This is a genomic window from Eubacterium sp. CAG:156 (assembly GCF_000434315.1).
Taxonomy (GTDB): Bacteria; Bacillota; Clostridia; order Lachnospirales; family Lachnospiraceae; genus Eubacterium_U; species Eubacterium_U album.
The window spans coordinates 1-16,375 of record NZ_FR878135.1; the positions used below are offsets into that span (position 1 = coordinate 1).

General features: G+C 31.7%; 15 protein-coding genes. 3 read left to right on the top strand and 12 right to left on the bottom strand.

Annotated features, from left to right (window positions below; genetic code table 11):
- Nucleotides 1–149: 149 nt before the first annotated feature.
- The 5 genes from ABMA45_RS01670 to ABMA45_RS01690 form a co-directional block, all read right to left on the bottom strand.
- Nucleotides 150–542, bottom strand: a complete 393-nt coding sequence (locus tag ABMA45_RS01670) for a putative ABC transporter permease (RefSeq protein ID WP_117909243.1) — start codon at nucleotides 540–542, stop codon at nucleotides 150–152.
- Nucleotides 543–567: 25 nt separating this feature from the next.
- Nucleotides 568–837 carry a hypothetical protein gene (locus ABMA45_RS01675; protein WP_022088146.1) on the bottom strand — a complete coding sequence of 90 codons (270 nt, stop codon included), beginning with the start codon at nucleotides 835–837 and terminating at the stop codon, nucleotides 568–570.
- Nucleotides 838–874: 37 nt separating this feature from the next.
- Nucleotides 875–2,293 carry a VanZ family protein gene (locus ABMA45_RS01680; RefSeq protein ID WP_022088147.1) on the bottom strand — a complete coding sequence of 473 codons (1,419 nt, stop codon included), beginning with the start codon at nucleotides 2,291–2,293 and terminating at the stop codon, nucleotides 875–877.
- A gap of 113 nt (nucleotides 2,294–2,406) precedes the next feature.
- Nucleotides 2,407–3,648, bottom strand: coding sequence for a serine hydroxymethyltransferase (glyA, locus tag ABMA45_RS01685; protein WP_022088148.1), 1,242 nt, complete (start codon nucleotides 3,646–3,648; stop codon nucleotides 2,407–2,409).
- A gap of 252 nt (nucleotides 3,649–3,900) precedes the next feature.
- Nucleotides 3,901–4,878, bottom strand: a complete 978-nt coding sequence (locus ABMA45_RS01690) for a hypothetical protein (protein ID WP_022088149.1) — start codon at nucleotides 4,876–4,878, stop codon at nucleotides 3,901–3,903.
- A 292-nt stretch (nucleotides 4,879–5,170) separates the two neighbouring features.
- Between ABMA45_RS01690 and ABMA45_RS01695 the strand changes: the two genes are divergently transcribed.
- The 3 genes from ABMA45_RS01695 to ABMA45_RS01705 are packed head-to-tail and all read left to right on the top strand — an operon-like array spanning nucleotide 5,171 to nucleotide 6,241.
- Nucleotides 5,171–5,341, top strand: coding sequence for a hypothetical protein (locus ABMA45_RS01695; protein ID WP_022088150.1), 171 nt, complete (start codon nucleotides 5,171–5,173; stop codon nucleotides 5,339–5,341).
- A 33-nt stretch (nucleotides 5,342–5,374) separates the two neighbouring features.
- The gene (locus ABMA45_RS01700) at nucleotides 5,375–5,935 is read left to right on the top strand and encodes a hypothetical protein (RefSeq protein WP_022088151.1); all 561 of its coding nucleotides are present in this window, start codon (nucleotides 5,375–5,377) and stop codon (nucleotides 5,933–5,935) included.
- Nucleotides 5,936–5,962: 27 nt separating this feature from the next.
- Complete coding sequence (locus tag ABMA45_RS01705; protein ID WP_022088152.1) at nucleotides 5,963–6,241, top strand: DUF1294 domain-containing protein; 279 nt, start codon at nucleotides 5,963–5,965, stop codon at nucleotides 6,239–6,241.
- 72 nt (nucleotides 6,242–6,313) lie between these two features.
- On the opposite strand, the gene aspS is transcribed toward ABMA45_RS01705, so the two are convergent.
- The 7 genes from aspS to recJ all read right to left on the bottom strand — a co-directional run bounded on the left by aspS (nucleotide 6,314) and on the right by recJ (nucleotide 16,325).
- Entirely contained in the window at nucleotides 6,314–8,104 is a 1,791-nt protein-coding gene (gene aspS, locus ABMA45_RS01710; protein ID WP_022088153.1) for an aspartate--tRNA ligase, read from the bottom strand.
- Between the two features lie 20 nt (nucleotides 8,105–8,124).
- A complete protein-coding gene (gene hisS / locus ABMA45_RS01715) occupies nucleotides 8,125–9,384 on the bottom strand; it encodes a histidine--tRNA ligase (protein WP_022088154.1) in 1,260 nt (419 codons plus the stop codon).
- Between the two features lie 75 nt (nucleotides 9,385–9,459).
- The gene (gene hemZ / locus ABMA45_RS01720; RefSeq protein ID WP_022088155.1) at nucleotides 9,460–10,899 is read right to left on the bottom strand and encodes a coproporphyrinogen dehydrogenase HemZ; all 1,440 of its coding nucleotides are present in this window, start codon (nucleotides 10,897–10,899) and stop codon (nucleotides 9,460–9,462) included.
- The gene (locus ABMA45_RS01725; RefSeq protein ID WP_022088156.1) at nucleotides 10,896–11,519 is read right to left on the bottom strand and encodes an MBL fold metallo-hydrolase; all 624 of its coding nucleotides are present in this window, start codon (nucleotides 11,517–11,519) and stop codon (nucleotides 10,896–10,898) included. Before ABMA45_RS01725 ends, hemZ begins: the two co-directional genes overlap by 4 nt.
- 24 nt (nucleotides 11,520–11,543) lie before the next feature.
- Entirely contained in the window at nucleotides 11,544–13,808 is a 2,265-nt protein-coding gene (locus ABMA45_RS01730; protein WP_118565159.1) for a RelA/SpoT family protein, read from the bottom strand.
- A 111-nt stretch (nucleotides 13,809–13,919) separates the two neighbouring features.
- Nucleotides 13,920–14,444, bottom strand: a complete 525-nt coding sequence (locus ABMA45_RS01735; protein WP_022088158.1) for an adenine phosphoribosyltransferase — start codon at nucleotides 14,442–14,444, stop codon at nucleotides 13,920–13,922.
- 126 nt (nucleotides 14,445–14,570) lie between these two features.
- A complete protein-coding gene (gene recJ / locus ABMA45_RS01740; RefSeq protein WP_022088159.1) occupies nucleotides 14,571–16,325 on the bottom strand; it encodes a single-stranded-DNA-specific exonuclease RecJ in 1,755 nt (584 codons plus the stop codon).
- Nucleotides 16,326–16,375: the final 50 nt, after the last annotated feature.

Below are 16,375 nucleotides of genomic sequence, written 5' to 3' on the forward strand. Positions count from 1 at the left end.
AAATTAGTTTTTTATACAAATTTATTTTGATAAATTTTATTTAATAAGTCTTATAAAATTAAACGAAATAATTGTTTATATTAATTTTTTTTAGTAAATAAATGGGCATCAAGGTTTCATCCTATCTGCCCATTTATTTTTTGATTTTATTATTTTTCCTGTTTATTTACCACTTTTTCTAAAAGAAGCCCTGCCATAAACCACAAAGGTGCATAATCTAGGCGCACAACTCCCTTTATGTTATATTTACATTTGCTATAATTCCATGGGCAGCAGTTCTTTCGTTGTAATATCGTTCCCGAAATAAATTCCACGAAGTAAATTCCAGCCATATAAATAAATCCCCTAAATATCATATTAAATTTTCTAATTTTTCTACTTAGCGGTTTAATAACTGCACCTAGTCCATATATTGGGAACATCCATATTGAGGTCTTTCCCATCATTTTTCTGTCATGATTCTTTATTCCCATTATGGACGTCCAAACGACCTCCATACACCAACCTGCTATTCCACACTTTAAAAAATTTCTGATCATCATGTTTGTAGTATTAGCAAATAAGACTCTATCTATTCAAGTAATCATTCCATCTTGCATTAGACTCTTCCAAATCATGTTTCATCATAATTCTATTTCTATCGCTAAGTATTGCCAACATTTCATCTACTATCTCCTCAAGCGGAAGTTTATCATAATGCGACAGATAACCTATCATACGCTGTGCTGTCCAATCAGTGTTTAAGTTTTTTGTGATTTGGTCACAAAATTCTTCCGGATATCCACGCTTTAACAACATATAATATAGTTCAATACTCTTTTCTGATTTTGATTTCATATGTTTGTCACCTCTTCATAAAGTTTTATTACATTCATTACTTCTTAAGTGCAGGTATATCTATCTGGGTTTCTTCACCATTCATATCAACATTAAAAACATATACCGGCTGATAATATCCTTTTGTGTCAGTAAAATAATCTACACCCACATTTTTTACTTTAACATCAAGTTCTTCATTTGAATAATAATTAAACTTTCCTTCTTTAATCATATCATAAGCATCCCTTAATGAAATACATTTCACATCTTTTAACTTCTTACATTTAACTATATTATAATTTATATCTCCTATCTTATCTCCCTGATAGCAAGTTGCTTCAATTGTTCCATTATACATAATTTCATCTTCAATAATTTTATCTGCACTAAGAGAATATATTCCGTCACCTTTATTTTCAAATGTACAACCTGCCGGAATATAAACACCATAATCTTTTAACATTTCTCTAAGTTTATCTTCCGTTACCTGCGAGTCAGTTTTTGTCGTTCCATCCTCTTCTTCATCATCAAAATATATACTGAAATCCGTATATGTATATGTACCATCTATATATTCAACAGATACATTACCTATTTCTCCATGATAAATAGCTGTTTCGTCATACAAATCTGTCAAAGAATCATCCAATTTATCTCCAACATTTTCCAAAAATTCTTTGGCAAATTGTTTCGATTTTTCTTTATTTGTACCTTCAACCATATAAACAGGATATGTTGCTTTTTCATTGCTTAACTTTTCATTTGTCGATACATTTTTTACATTTGCTTTTGTAATATAATTTAGGTTCAAATTTCCAAATTCCTGTGAATTATATATTCCAAATATTGTACCAAACATTATAATCGTGCCAAATAAAGGAACAAAACTAAATATTACTTTTTTAATTCCACTCTTATTTCCTTTATTGCATGCATAAATATAAGCTATTAAAACATAAAAACCATATCCAATCATTGCTCCTAACAAATTGTTGAACACATCGTCACATTCAAATACGCCTCTTCCTGTAATAAGCTGCACACTTTCAATTAAGACTGTAAAAATTAACCCACAGACATATGTAACCCACCAGTATTTTGCCTTTTTAATTCCAAACGGAAGCAAAAGACCAAATGGAATAAACATACAAATGTTTAGAATAATGTTTCTCCATTCAATAGCCGAGAAATTATTCCATGCTGATTTATAAGAATAAAATAAAGGAATTATATTTTTTCTGAATCCCATTGTTGAAATTCTATCAAGCATAGTTGCCATCAACACAACAGCTAAATAAACTCCAAATATAATTAACCATATTACACTATTCTTATTTATTTGCTTTTTGCCATTTAAAATCTTCTTATACACTATAAAATAACCAACAGCTATAATAATTGCTAATATGGCAACTATAACAATCCCTGCAACCAGATATTCTTTTGCCTTTGATATTAAATCAATCACTCTCATTTTTTGTTACCTCCATACATTTTCCTAAAAAAATAAGTCTATGGCATCATTCTACCATAGACTTATTATAAAAATACATTTATTAATAAATCTTAAATATTTATAAGCAAAAATTATTTATATAAAGGATACTTATCTGTAAGTCCTTTAACAATTTCTTTTGCTTTTTCCTGATTTGCATTAGCATCGTCTGCAATCAAAGTCATTGCCTGTGCAACTAAATCCATATCTGAAGTATCTAAGCCTCTTGTTGTAATTGCAGGTGTTCCAATACGTACACCACTTGTAATACCAGGTTTCTGTGGGTCATTTGGTATTGCATTCTTGTTACATGTAATATTTGCAGCATCTAATGCGATTTCAAATTCCTTACCTGTAATATTCTTGCTTCTTAAATCAACAAGCATTAAATGATTATCTGTACCACCTGAAACAAGGTCAAATCCTCTGCTTGTTAAACCATTAGCTAAAGCTGATGCATTATCAACAATGTTCTTAGCATATTCTTTAAATGATGGGTCTAATGCTTCCTTGAAACATACTGCCTTACCTGCTATTACATGCATTAAAGGGCCACCCTGAATTCCTGGGAAAATTGCCTTATTTAATTTATGTTCTGTAGCAAATTCTTCACTTGATAAAATTAATCCACCTCTTGGTCCACGAAGTGTCTTATGAGTTGTAGTTGTTGTTACATGAGCATATGGAATTGGGCTCATATGTTGTCCACCTGCAACTAGACCTGCGATGTGTGCCATATCTACCATTAAATATGCACCTACTTCATCTGCAATTTCTCTAAATTTCTTAAAATCAATTGCTCTTGGGTAAGCACTTGCACCTGCAACAATAAGCTTTGGCTTTGCTTCCTTAGCAATCTTTAATACTTCATCATAATCTATGTAGCCTTCGTCATTTACACCGTAAGGAACAATATTAAAATATGTTCCTGATACATTAACCTTACTTCCATGTGTTAAATGTCCGCCTGCATCAAGACTCATTCCCATTACTGTATCGCCCGGTTTTACAAGTGCAAAGAATACTGCAAAGTTAGCCTGTGCTCCTGAATGTGGCTGAACATTAGCATATGTACATCCAAATAACTTCTTTGCTCTTTCAATTGCAAGTGTTTCTACGATATCAACATACTCGCATCCACCATAATATCTTTTTCCCGGGTATCCTTCTGCGTATTTATTTGTAAGCTGACTACCCATTGCTGCCATAACTGCTTTACTAACAATATTTTCAGATGCAATAAGCTCCAAATGGCTCTGCTGTCTGTCATTTTCCTGAGCAATAGCTGCTGCAACTTCCGGATCAACTTTCTGTACTTCTTCAAATGTAAACATAATCTTACCTCCTAATTTTGTCGAACTAATAACACTTTATCACATTAAAGCCAAATTTAAAACCATTTTTAAAAAATTGTTATTTTTTTAACTAACAAATGTAAAGTTTAATGTTAATAGTTATCTTTCCTGTTTATTTATTTTTAATTACAAAAATACCCACAGTTTCATTACTAACATCAAATTTTGGTTTGTCTTAGCAGTTCCATTAGTTTTCAACTATGGGTATTTTAATAAACAATCCATTGAACGCTACTGACCTGCTTCTTCATCCTCGCTTTCGCTGTAGCAATTATTTAGGATTTTTTTTATGCATTGATTTATTTCATTTCTTTCTTTACATTCTGCCTTCTTTTTTCCTTCACATTTAGGTGGCTCTAATTCTAATGGTTTAACATTCTGAAGTAGCAAATCACCCTCTACAAATTTTAGACATGGATTACTTTCAGCTTCATGTGTATTCATTTTAGGTGGTATAGTTTTTCCAATTGTATTAAATTTATATGCTTCATAGTATACAGTTCTCAAATATAATGTTATGCCTGCTGACATTGTACCTGTTGCCGGATCAAACTCCATAACTTTAGCAACTGCATTCATATTAATTCCATTTTCCACTGTATTATAATACATATTAAATCCTACATAATTAATAAAATATTCATTATAATTATTATAAACAGAGGATGCTCCATACGGTGCATACATATCTACTGTTACACTCCTTGGATTTGTATCAGGATCGTAATTCGTAGTTCCTACAGCTGGAAGATATACAGCCTCTAGTGGTACTGTAGCAAGATATTTTTTGCAACTGTCAAATAATCTTACATTAAACACAACTCTTAAATCCGTTAATTTTACCCTTAAGCAATTTGCTCTTCCCGGTATTGTAGTTACAGTTGAAAATACAGGTGGATTTCCCATCTCCTGCTGTTCTTCTTCTGTATACTCAATATTTTCTTCTTCTCCTGTTAAAAATCCTTTTCCTGAGTATATTTTTATATTTGCAACTAATAATTGAACATAACTTGTTGTAGGATATTGAGTCAAAATATTCTGCGGAATAGTTATCGTTCTACAGAGGTTAATTCCTACTTCATCATATATTATAGGAGCAAACACAGATAATTCTTCCGGCTCCCCGCAAGATGGTCTGATGCAAACATCACACTCTCTTTTACAACAGTTACAGCACTCATCGCAATCCATCACCTTGTACTCTGACATATTGTATCTCCATATTTTGTTTACTTTATTTTATGCCAAAATATTCATAATGTTCATTTTCAAGAATATATTTTATTACATAATTGTGGGAGATGAAATAACTATTGAAAGAACGCTCTCGCTGCTTGTCACTCGCAGCAGTTCTAAATTTCCAAATATATTTTGCTATTAGGACTTTTAGTCCTAATCAAAATATATCTGTCAATTTGAACCGGCGGTGACAAATGCTCTTTCTTATAGTTATTTCATCTCCCACAATAGTGATTTAAAAGATATTAAAAGGAGTATTTGTATGTATAAAATTACACAATTAGAATCCGGACAACCGGTTATATTTTATTTAGAAAATGAAAAAGTTACTATGTACTCAATTAATTCAGGAAGAATCCGAAATCACGGAATTATTTTTACTGATGTAGAGTCTGATTTTGATATTTGTTCTGAATTAAAACTCGTTTATTAAATATCATTAAGCAATCAGGCTGTTATTTCTTCAATGGAAAATCTTAATATACGTGAAGATTATATCATTGAAGGGAATCCGCAAAGCCAGGCTACTGAAAATACTAATTTTAAATTTGTAGAATTTTATAACTTCCTCAATATTTTCTATTGTAGTCATAATTTAAAAGACAGTCATTTTTCCATAAGATTAAGTAGATTTTCTACATATGCAAAAGATTTTACATTACTAAAATCAGACAAAATAATTTCTCATTTTAATGTATTTTCATATGATTCTTTAATATATTTATTTGTATTTTATTCTTCACAGGATTTTGATATATACAGTATTAATTCTGATTATTCTATTGTAAATTTATCATCTAAACAGTATAATTCTTCTAATCCGGACTCAAAATCTAAAATGACAAAACAACACAATGAGGAATTAGAAAAATTACAGGCTTATTTCAACCAAATATTAGATGATAAAGATTCAGAAATTGAAAATTTAAAAGAAATTCAGACTAATATCACTAATCAATACAATGAATTGTCTGATTATACCGGAAAACTTCAAGACGAAGTAAGAAAGCTTCGCTGCAACTATTAATATTTATTTACAGAAAGTGAGATACCTATGAAATATGAATTACTTATTTTGTATTTATTGATAATAAATATTTCAGCATTTATTCTTTATAGAATTGATAAACAGAAGGCTATAAAGCATAAATTTAGAATAAGTGAAAACACTTTAATTTTTTCTGCATTTATTGGTGGCTCGGTGGGTGCATTTCTTGGAATGCAGTTTTTCAGGCATAAAACAAAGCACCCCAAATTCATTATTGGAGTGCCTGTTTGTTTTATTATAAATGTTATTATCATTCTGTATATTTTAGGAATAATTGAATTCTAATATACTTTCTTATAAAAATTCAAATTAATATTCAAAAGACATCAGTATAATTAAACACTATAACATTAATTCTTACTGTTCTTTTTCTTTCAAATCTAATTTAATCTGAAGTTCCTGTAACTGAACATCATCAACTACATTTGGTGCATCTGTCATAAGACATGATGCATCTTTTACTTTAGGGAAAGCGATAACTTCACGAATATTATCTTCTCCTGCCATATGCATTACAAGTCTGTCTAATCCATAAGCAAGTCCTGCGTGTGGAGGTACACCGTATTTAAATGCAGTCAATAAGAAACCAAATTTTTCATTTGCCTGTTCAGGTGTAAATCCAAGTGCTTCAAACATCTTAGCCTGTACATCTGCCTGATGAATTCTCACACTACCGCCACCTAATTCTGTACCATTTAATACAATATCATAAGCTTTCGCACGAACACGTCCCGGATCAGAAATCAAATACTGAATATCTTCTTCCATAGGCATTGTAAATGGATGATGCATTGCAAGGAATCTTCCCTGTTCATCTGACCATTCAAACTGTGGAAATTCTGTAATCCATAAGAAGTTCCATTTTCCTTCAGGAATTATATCCATCTGTTTTGCAAGTTCAAGTCTTAATGCTCCAAGAGAATCCCATACAACTTTATTCTTATCTGCAGCAAATAACAATAAATCTCCAGGTTCTCCACCCATAGCGGCAATAAGATTATTCATTTCTTCTTCTGTCATAAATTTAGCAAATGAAGATTTAATTGTTCCATCTTCATGCATTGCAATATAGGCAAGACCTTTTGCGCCATAAGTCTTTACAAATTCAACAAGGGCATCAATTTTCTTTCTTGCCATTTCACCCTGTCCTTTAGCATTTAAACCACGAACAGTTCCACCATTTGCTACTGCTCCTGAAAATACACCAAATCCGCAATCCTTAACAACGTCAGTAACATTGATAAGTTCCATTCCAAAACGTGTATCAGGCTTATCTGAACCGTATCTGTCCATTGCTTCCTGCCATGTCATTCTTGGAAGTGGCAATGTAACATCTACTCCTAATACTTCTTTCCATAATGCCTGAAGCATTCTTTCATTAACATCTAAAATATCATCTACATCAACAAATGATAATTCCATATCAAGCTGTGTAAATTCAGGCTGCCTGTCTGCTCTTAAATCTTCATCTCTAAAGCATTTTGCTACCTGAAAATATCTATCACATCCTGAACACATAAGAAGCTGTTTTAATACCTGTGGTGACTGAGGAAGTGCATAAAATGTTCCCGGATGAACACGGCTAGGCACTAAGTAATCTCTCGCACCTTCTGGTGTACTTCTGTTAAGAATAGGTGTCTCAATTTCAAGAAATCCTTCATTTGCCATAAACTTTCTAACAAATGTTGTTACATCTGATCTTAACTTAAGATTTTTCTGTAAATGAGGTTTTCTTAAATCAAGATATCTATATTTAAGTCTTAATTCATCTTTTGTATTTGCATCATCATCTACCGGAATTGGGGGTGTCTCTGATTCAGATAAAATTCTTAAACTTGTAACATTTATTTCAATATCACCTGTTTCCATAGATTCATTAACTGAACCTGCTCTCTTATTTACAGTTCCTACAGCAGCAATTACGAATTCGTTTCTTAATTTTCCTGCTTTTTCAAATACTTCTTTGTCATTATCATCAAATACAAGCTGAAGAAGACCTGAACGGTCTCTTAAATCTACGAAAATAAGACTTCCTAAATTTCTTTTCTTCTGAACCCAGCCCATAACTGTAACTGTTTCACCAATATTTTTGTTTGATACTTCTGTACATCTGTGACTTCTATGAAGTCCCTGCATTGATTCTGCCATGACTCTCCTCCTATTTTTCTTTATGCTAAAGGATTTTTATAAAATTCTTTAAATTCATTATATCCCTGTTCTTCTAACTGACTCTTCTGGAATTTTTTGTTCTTATTCATTCTTGCAACAAGAACCTGATTTCCTGTTTTTCTTTCTTCCTGTGCTTTAGCGATTACTTCACATAATCTTTCACCATTAACACCTTTTTCTATTAAATAAGCTACCTTCTTATTCTCTGTTGGAACTTTAAATCCCTGTTCCATTAACAATAAAACGATTCTTTCAAATCCAATAGAAAATCCACACGCAGGAACATCTCTTCCTGTAAAATTACCAACCATCTTATCGTAACGTCCACCGCCACCGCAGCTTCCGCCAAATTCAGGGATTGCAATTTCAAATATTGTTCCTGTATAATATGACATTCCTCTAACCAATGTTGGATCAAATACTATTTCAAATTCTGAAGCTTTAGTAGCTCTTACACTATCAATAATTTCTTCCATCCACTGCTTTACGTCATCGTCCATAAATCCGTCTAATTTTTCTGCTAAATAAGTAACCGGATTTTCTTTGTTTTCAATTTCTTTGAATAAATTTGTGTATTTTTCTACTGATTCTTCATCAAAATCATACTTAATAAGTTCTTCTTTTACACCTTCAAGTCCAATCTTATCCATCTTATCAAGAATGATAAATACACTATCATAACTTTCTTCCGGGAATCCACTATATGCAGCCATTGCCTTTAAGATTCTTCTTTCGTTAATACGAATCTGGAAATTCTTGAATCCAAGTTTGCCAAGCGTTGTTGTTGTTGCAAGAATAAGTTCGATTTCTGCAAGATTACTTGGTTCACCTAATATATCAATATCGCACTGCATAAACTGACGATATCTTCCTCTCTGTGGTCTGTCAGCTCTCCATACATTGCCCATCTGGAGTGCCTTAAATGGTGAAGGAAGATTATTTGCATTATTTGAATAAAATCTAACAAGAGGTACTGTCAAATCATATCTCAAACCATTATCAACAACATCCATTTCTGTCTGTGCTGTTTCAAGATTTAATTTTTCTCCTCTTTTTAAAATCTTAAAAATCAGCTTTTCATTTTCTCCACCCTGCTTGTTACTTAAGTTAGCAATATTTTCAACACAAGGTGTTTCTATCTGAGTAAATCCAAAAGCACTATATGTTTCTTTAATTACGTCCATTACGTAGTTTCTTATCTTCATTTCCTCCGGAAGAATTTCTTTCATTCCGGTAACCGGTTTTTTACTTAAGGCCATCTTATTTCTCCTCTATTTAACACTGATTTAACTATAAAATTTTACACTCTTTTTGTGAAATACTCAACCTTTTATTTATAATTTGTCAAAGTATTCTTTTTTTCTAGCAATCATTTCATCAATTCTATCAATATATTGGTCTACATTCTTTACATTATCTATTCTTTTTGCACTTAATCTGTCTTCTGACATAATTTTCGTTGTGCCGCCCGCTCCAAGTGCAAAAACATCCTGTCTGTCTCCCATCATCAAAATATTATACAGGCATTCTTTGCCATAAACTGAATATCCGACATTTTCCTGATTTCCAGCCATATTCTTTTGTCTATATAAATAATACGGTTTCATATTCATTTCTTTTGAGTAATCCATTGTAATATTCATTAATTTAGAATTATTTTCATAAGTATAATCCTGATATTTTTCTTTTTCAGTATTAAGTCTGGCTGCTCTTTTTACTGCTAATGAATGTACTGTAAGACTTTCCGGATTAAGTTTTTTCGTCTCCTCCATTGAATGTCTAACCATATCTACCGTCTCATTAGGAAGTCCTATTATAAAGTCCATATTTATATTATCAAAGCCTTTTTCTCTTGCAAGATTAAAGGCTTTAATAACCTGCTCTACAGTATGTCTTCTTCCAATTATATCTAAAGTTTCCTGATTCATTGTTTGTGGGTTAATTGATATTCTTGATACATTATGTTTTTTTAACATATCTAGTTTATCTGATGTAATACTATCAGGTCGTCCCGCTTCAACCGTAAACTCCTTAACAGTTGAAAAATCAAAATTATCTTTTAATGCTGTAATTAATTTATCAAGCTGATAAGGCTCTAGTGTTGTGGGTGTTCCCCCACCAATATAAACACTATTAAGTTCCCTGTCTTTTAATCTGCTTCCTACATATTCTATTTCTTTTATCAATGCATCAACATATGTATCTGTTTTATCTTTGTAAAATGAAACAGGATATGATGTAAACGAGCAATAAAGACATCTTGTTGGGCAAAATGGAATACCAATATAAAGGCTATAACCCTGTTTATAATTTATATCCTTTAAAATTTCATGTTCTCTTTTTGCAATATACATTGCCAAATCTAATTTTTCATCAGAAATCATATACGTTTCTTTCATATATCTTCTGATTTCTTCTTCTTTTTTTCCTTCTTCATAAAGAAGTGCCGGAATTTTTGCAGGTCTGATTCCCGTCAAATCTCCCCACGGCAATTCTTTTCCTGTATCAATTTGCATTCCACGATATAAAAGCTTTTTAAGAATATTCTTTGTCTCTTTTCTATTTGAAAAGTCGCATTTTTCATATCCTTCAAAAAGCTTTTTATCATTATCATATAGTTCAAATCTTATTTCATTTTCAAAATAAACCTTAACAATCCTATAAGAATTATCTACAACCTGGTTTACTTTAAAATCATGTTCTGAATAAAAGGCTTTAACTAATGACTGCACATCATATGCAAACTGTTCAGGCATAATCTGTATATCTATCATCTGTAAAATCCTTTTTCAAATTCAATTTTTGTACTATCCATATGTCCCGGTAAAACAACAGTTTCGTCAGGAAGTACTAATAATTTTGTTTTAATGGAATTAATAATCTGGCTATCACTTCCACCCGGAAAATCCGTTCTTCCACGGCTTGCCTGAAATAATGTATCTCCGCTAAATAACAAGCCATGATTTGGCAAATAATAACAGCAGCTTCCCTCTGTATGACCGGGTGTTAATATCATATTCATCAAAATTCCTGCTATTTCAATTTCCTGTCCATCTTTTAAATAAACATCTGGAGTAACTGTAAATGGTTCTCCGAAATAACTTGTAAGATTTTTTGTAGTATCTGTTATTGTGTCCTTTTCTGCCTCAGAAGCATATACTGTTAAATCATATCTTTCTTTAAGCTTGTCTACTGCTCCGATATGGTCAAAATGACCATGTGTAAGGATGATTGCAACCACTTTCATATCCATTGAATTAATATAATTTGTTATTTTAACAAAATCATCACCCGGGTCCACAATGAATCCTTCTTTTGTATCCTTGTTGCAGCATACATAACAATTTGTATAGCAACTGCTAACTGTCAAACATTTTATTTCTAACTCTGCCATTTAACTTCTCCCATTTTTATTACATCAGCCTGTAGTTCTTTCAATATCAATGATGCTGTCAATTGTTCTTATTTTTGCAATAAGTTCTCTTAATTCATCTGTTCCCTGAATCTGGAAAGTCATTGATATTGTAGCAACTCCTGACTTGCTTGTTCTACTGTTTATGCTTAAAACATCAATTTTTCTTTCAGTAAATACTTTTGATAAATCTGCTAAAATACCAATTCTGTTATTAGCATAAATAGTAATTTCAGAATTATATTTTCCTGTCTGTTTTGTTTCATCTTCAGCCCAGCTTGCTTCAATCAATCTGCCTCTTTCTATATCAGGCAAATTAATGATGTTCGTACAATCTGTTCTATGAATCGATAATCCTCGACCTCTCGTAACAAATCCAACAATTTCGTCACCCGGAACCGGACTACAACATTTAGAAAATCTTGCAGCCACATCATTCATTCCTTCAACAATAACTCCACTCTTTGAAGTAGTTTTTCTGATTCCATTGTTCTTATTGTCATCAACTGAATCTAATACATCTTTATCGCTTACAATCGTCTTATGAACTTTGTTATATTCATCAAGAAGTTTATTTACAATCTGTCCTTCTTTTAATCCACCATGGCCTACAGATGCAACTACTGAATCCCAGTCCTTAAATCCGTATTTCAAACGAACCTTATCAGTAAATTCAGGTTTCATAATATCTGATAAAACAATTGCTTTTGCTTTACAGTATTTATCTATTAAATCTTTACCTTTAATAATATTTTCTTCTTTATTCTGTTGCTTAAACCATTGATTAATTTTGTTCTTAGCCTGTGTACTTTTTACAATTTTCAACCAATCCATACTTGGGCCTGTTGAGTTATTAGATGTAACAATTTCTACACGGTCACCATTTTGAATCTTATAATCAATGTTTACCATTTTTCCATTTGCTCTTGCCCCTACCATCTTATTACCTACTGCACTATGAATGCTGTAAGCAAAGTCTATAGGTGTTGAGCCTGCCGGAAGATTTTTAACATCGCCGTTAGGTGTAAAACAGTAAACGCTGTCAGAAAACATATTTAAATCATCTTTTAAGAGGCTTAAGAATTCTCTGTTATCAGACAAATCTCTCTGCCATTCAAGGATCTGTCTTAACCAGCTGATTTTCTGTTCTTCATTATATTCACCTGTAATATTTTCTTTATATTTCCAGTGTGCTGCGATACCATATTCAGCAGTTCTATGCATGTCATAAGTACGAATCTGTATTTCAAAAGGCTGTCCATTTGGTCCGATAAGCGTTGTATGTAATGACTGATACATATTCGGCTTTGGCATGGCAATATAATCCTTAAATCTTCCCGGTACAGGAGTATACTTTTCATGAATTACACCTAATGCACCATAACATTCCATTACTGTGTCAACAATAATTCGTACCGCAAATACATCGTAAATCTGATCAAGTGTTTTTTGCTGGTTTACCATCTTTTTATAAATACTAAAATAATGCTTTACTCTTCCACCGATTGTTGCCTTAATTCCTGCTTTTTCAATATATGTTTTAACCTGGGCAATCAAATCATTCATAAAATCTTCTCTATGCTCAAGTCTTTCATGTACGCCATCAACTATCTCACGATATTTTTCCGGTTCCAAATATCTTAAAGCCAGGTCATCAAGTTCAATTTTAATTTTAGAAATACCAAGTCTATCCGCTATTGGAGAATAAATATCCATAGTTTCTCTTGATTTTTCTTTTTGTTTTTCAGGCTTCATATACTGTAATGTTCTCATATTATGAAGTCTGTCTGCTAATTTTATCAAAATTACCCTGATATCTTTTGCCATAGCAAGAAACATCTTACGTAAATTTTCTGCCTGTTCTTCAACCTTATCAACATCATAGTCTAATTTTGTAATCTTTGTAACACCATCAACAAGATCTGCTACTTCTTCACTAAATTCCTTAGTAATCTGCTCTTTTGTAACACTTGTATCTTCCATAACATCGTGTAACAAACCTGCAACTATTGATTCTTTATCAAGCTCTAAATCTGCTAATATAATTGCAGTACAAAGAGGGTGAATAATATAAGGTTCACCTGATTTTCTTTTCTGCTCTTTATGAGCTTCTCTTGCCATATTATATGCTTTTTCAATTATTTTCAAATCACCTGCTGAAGGATGATATTTTTTTATTTTTTCAACTAGTCTTTCGTAAAGTTCCTCAGGCGTTGTATGTTCTTCTTCTTTGGGAATCACACCATGATTTTCAATTTTTAATTCATTCATCTTTATGTCGTCGCTCATATATTTTCCCTCTCTTCATACAAATTTTACTATAGCAAAGGATGTAATAATCATAATTGTGTGACAACTTGATCATCTTTCGTAAATATCTATTTATTTTCCATCAAATTTAACTATAGATTCTACTCTATATCCTTCTAACACGTCTCTACCTTTAAGATCCACTAATTCTGTAAGGAATACACACGCTACAACTTCTCCACCTAATCTTTCAATTAACTTTATTGCAGCTTCTACAGTTCCTCCTGTTGCAATAAGATCATCAACAATAACGACCTTCTGTCCTTTTTTAATTGCGTCAGTATGAATTTCTATTTCAGCTGTTCCATATTCAAGACTATACTCTTCACTAATTGTTTCACATGGAAGTTTTCCCTTTTTTCTAATTGGCACAAATGGTTTTCCCATATTATATGCTATAGGTGTTCCAAACATAAATCCTCTTGACTCTAATCCCGCAATCACATCAAAATCTAAATCCTTAATTGTATCTTCCATTGAATCTATTGCAAGCTTAAATCCATCAGAATCCTGCATTACTGTTGTAATATCTCTAAAAATAATTCCCGGTTCAGGAAAATCCGGTATACTTCTTATGTAATCTTCTACTTTACGCATATTTATCCTCCAATATTATGATAACTAATTTTATTTCTATTTTTCATTTTTTTCAATACTCTCATTCCCTATATTATGCCTTATTTTGACATTTTTCTCAATTATAACAATTAAAAACTTATATTTTTAACTAAATCTGTTTATAACAAGTTGTAATTGTGTATTTCCATTGTATTCATTTATGTTTGGATAAAATACAGCCATTATTGTTATATTATTATCCATTCCACGCAAAGCCTTTTTAACCTCTTCATTTCCAAATTTATTTGTTACAAATTCCATAAATTCACTTGTTCTTGAGAATATTATTCCCGGGATTTCATAATTATTTTCATCCCTTAAACTTAGTTTTATAACATTCCCTTCTTTGCCTAAGATTTTCAAATTTTTCACTTTAAGATTTTTTTCAGCAAAACACGGCTTTTCGTTTCCTTTTCCAAAAGGCTTTAACTTTTCTAATTCGTTTACAAATTCTTTAGTTATATAAGGAATTGGTAGTTGCATATCAATCCATACTTTTGAACACAAGTCGTCATCCGTAAGAGTTGTAAGTTGATTTAACTTTTCTCTTAATATATCAACATTTTCCAGTGGTAAAGAAAGTCCGGCAGCCAATTTATGACCACCAAATTTCGTAAACAATTCCTTTATCCTACTTAGTTCCTTATACATATCATATTCTTCTATCGAACGACCTGAGCCTTTAACCTCAGTCGCCGTTTTAGTAAGCACGAAACATGGCTTATTATATTTTTCCCTAATTCTTCCTGCTATTATTCCTGCTATACTTTCATGACAGTCTTTCAAATAAATAACAAGTACTTTATCTTCTTTATAATTTTCAGCCTGTTCTATAGCTTTCTTTGTTCCCTCTTCAGTTAAATTTTTTCTTTCGTCATTTAATTCAACCAATTCTGTGGCTATGTCTTTTGCTTTATCCTGATTTTTTTCTCTTAACAAAGCAACTGCCTTTCGTGCTGTATCAAGTCGTCCACTTGCATTTAAACACGGTCCGATTACAAATCCTATATGGTACGAATCAATTATATTTTTATTTAATTTGCAAGCATCTATAAGTGCATTTAATCCTATATTTTTTGATTTTCTAAGTAAATCCAGACCATATTTTACAATTATTCTATTTTCATTCTGTAATTCAACCACATCTCCAATAGTTGCTATTGCAACATATTCAAGCAAATAATTTGTTGAACTCATTTCCCTGCCCATTGAATTTACAATTGCTGTAATCAGCTTATAAGCCACTGTCGCTCCACAAATTTCTTTAAATGGATATTCACAATCTGCCTGTTTTGGATTAACAACTGCGTCTGCATTTGGAACAATATATTCCTTAGTGCCGTCTTTCTCTTCAAACGGTACTTCATGATGGTCTGTTATCACTATGGTCATTCCAAGTGATTTTGCATATTCAACCTGCTCATATGCTGCAATTCCATTATCACAAGTTAAAATTGTATCTACTCCATCATCATACGCTTTTTTTATTAAATCTTTGTTAATTCCATATCCGTCTTCAATTCTATGTGGTACAACAATATCGACATTTGCCCCCAGTTTTTCTAATGAATCAAGCAAAATATACCCTGAGCAAATACCATCAATGTCATAATCGCATATTATTCTTATTTTATTTTGCTGGCTTATCTTAATTTTTATTATTTCAACAGCCTTTTCCATATCTTTTAGTAGCCATGGAGAATTGAGTTCATTTATATCGCCATATAAATACTCTTTAATATCTTTGTCTTCTATTATATCCCTATTTCTTATAATTCTTGCCAACATTGGACTAATATTATATTTTTTTGCAATTTGATTAAAATCTGCTTTTTTTGCAAATACAATCCATTTTTCCATATTTGAACCTCAGGTTTAAAATTTCGCTTCTTCTCAGTGATTATACATTC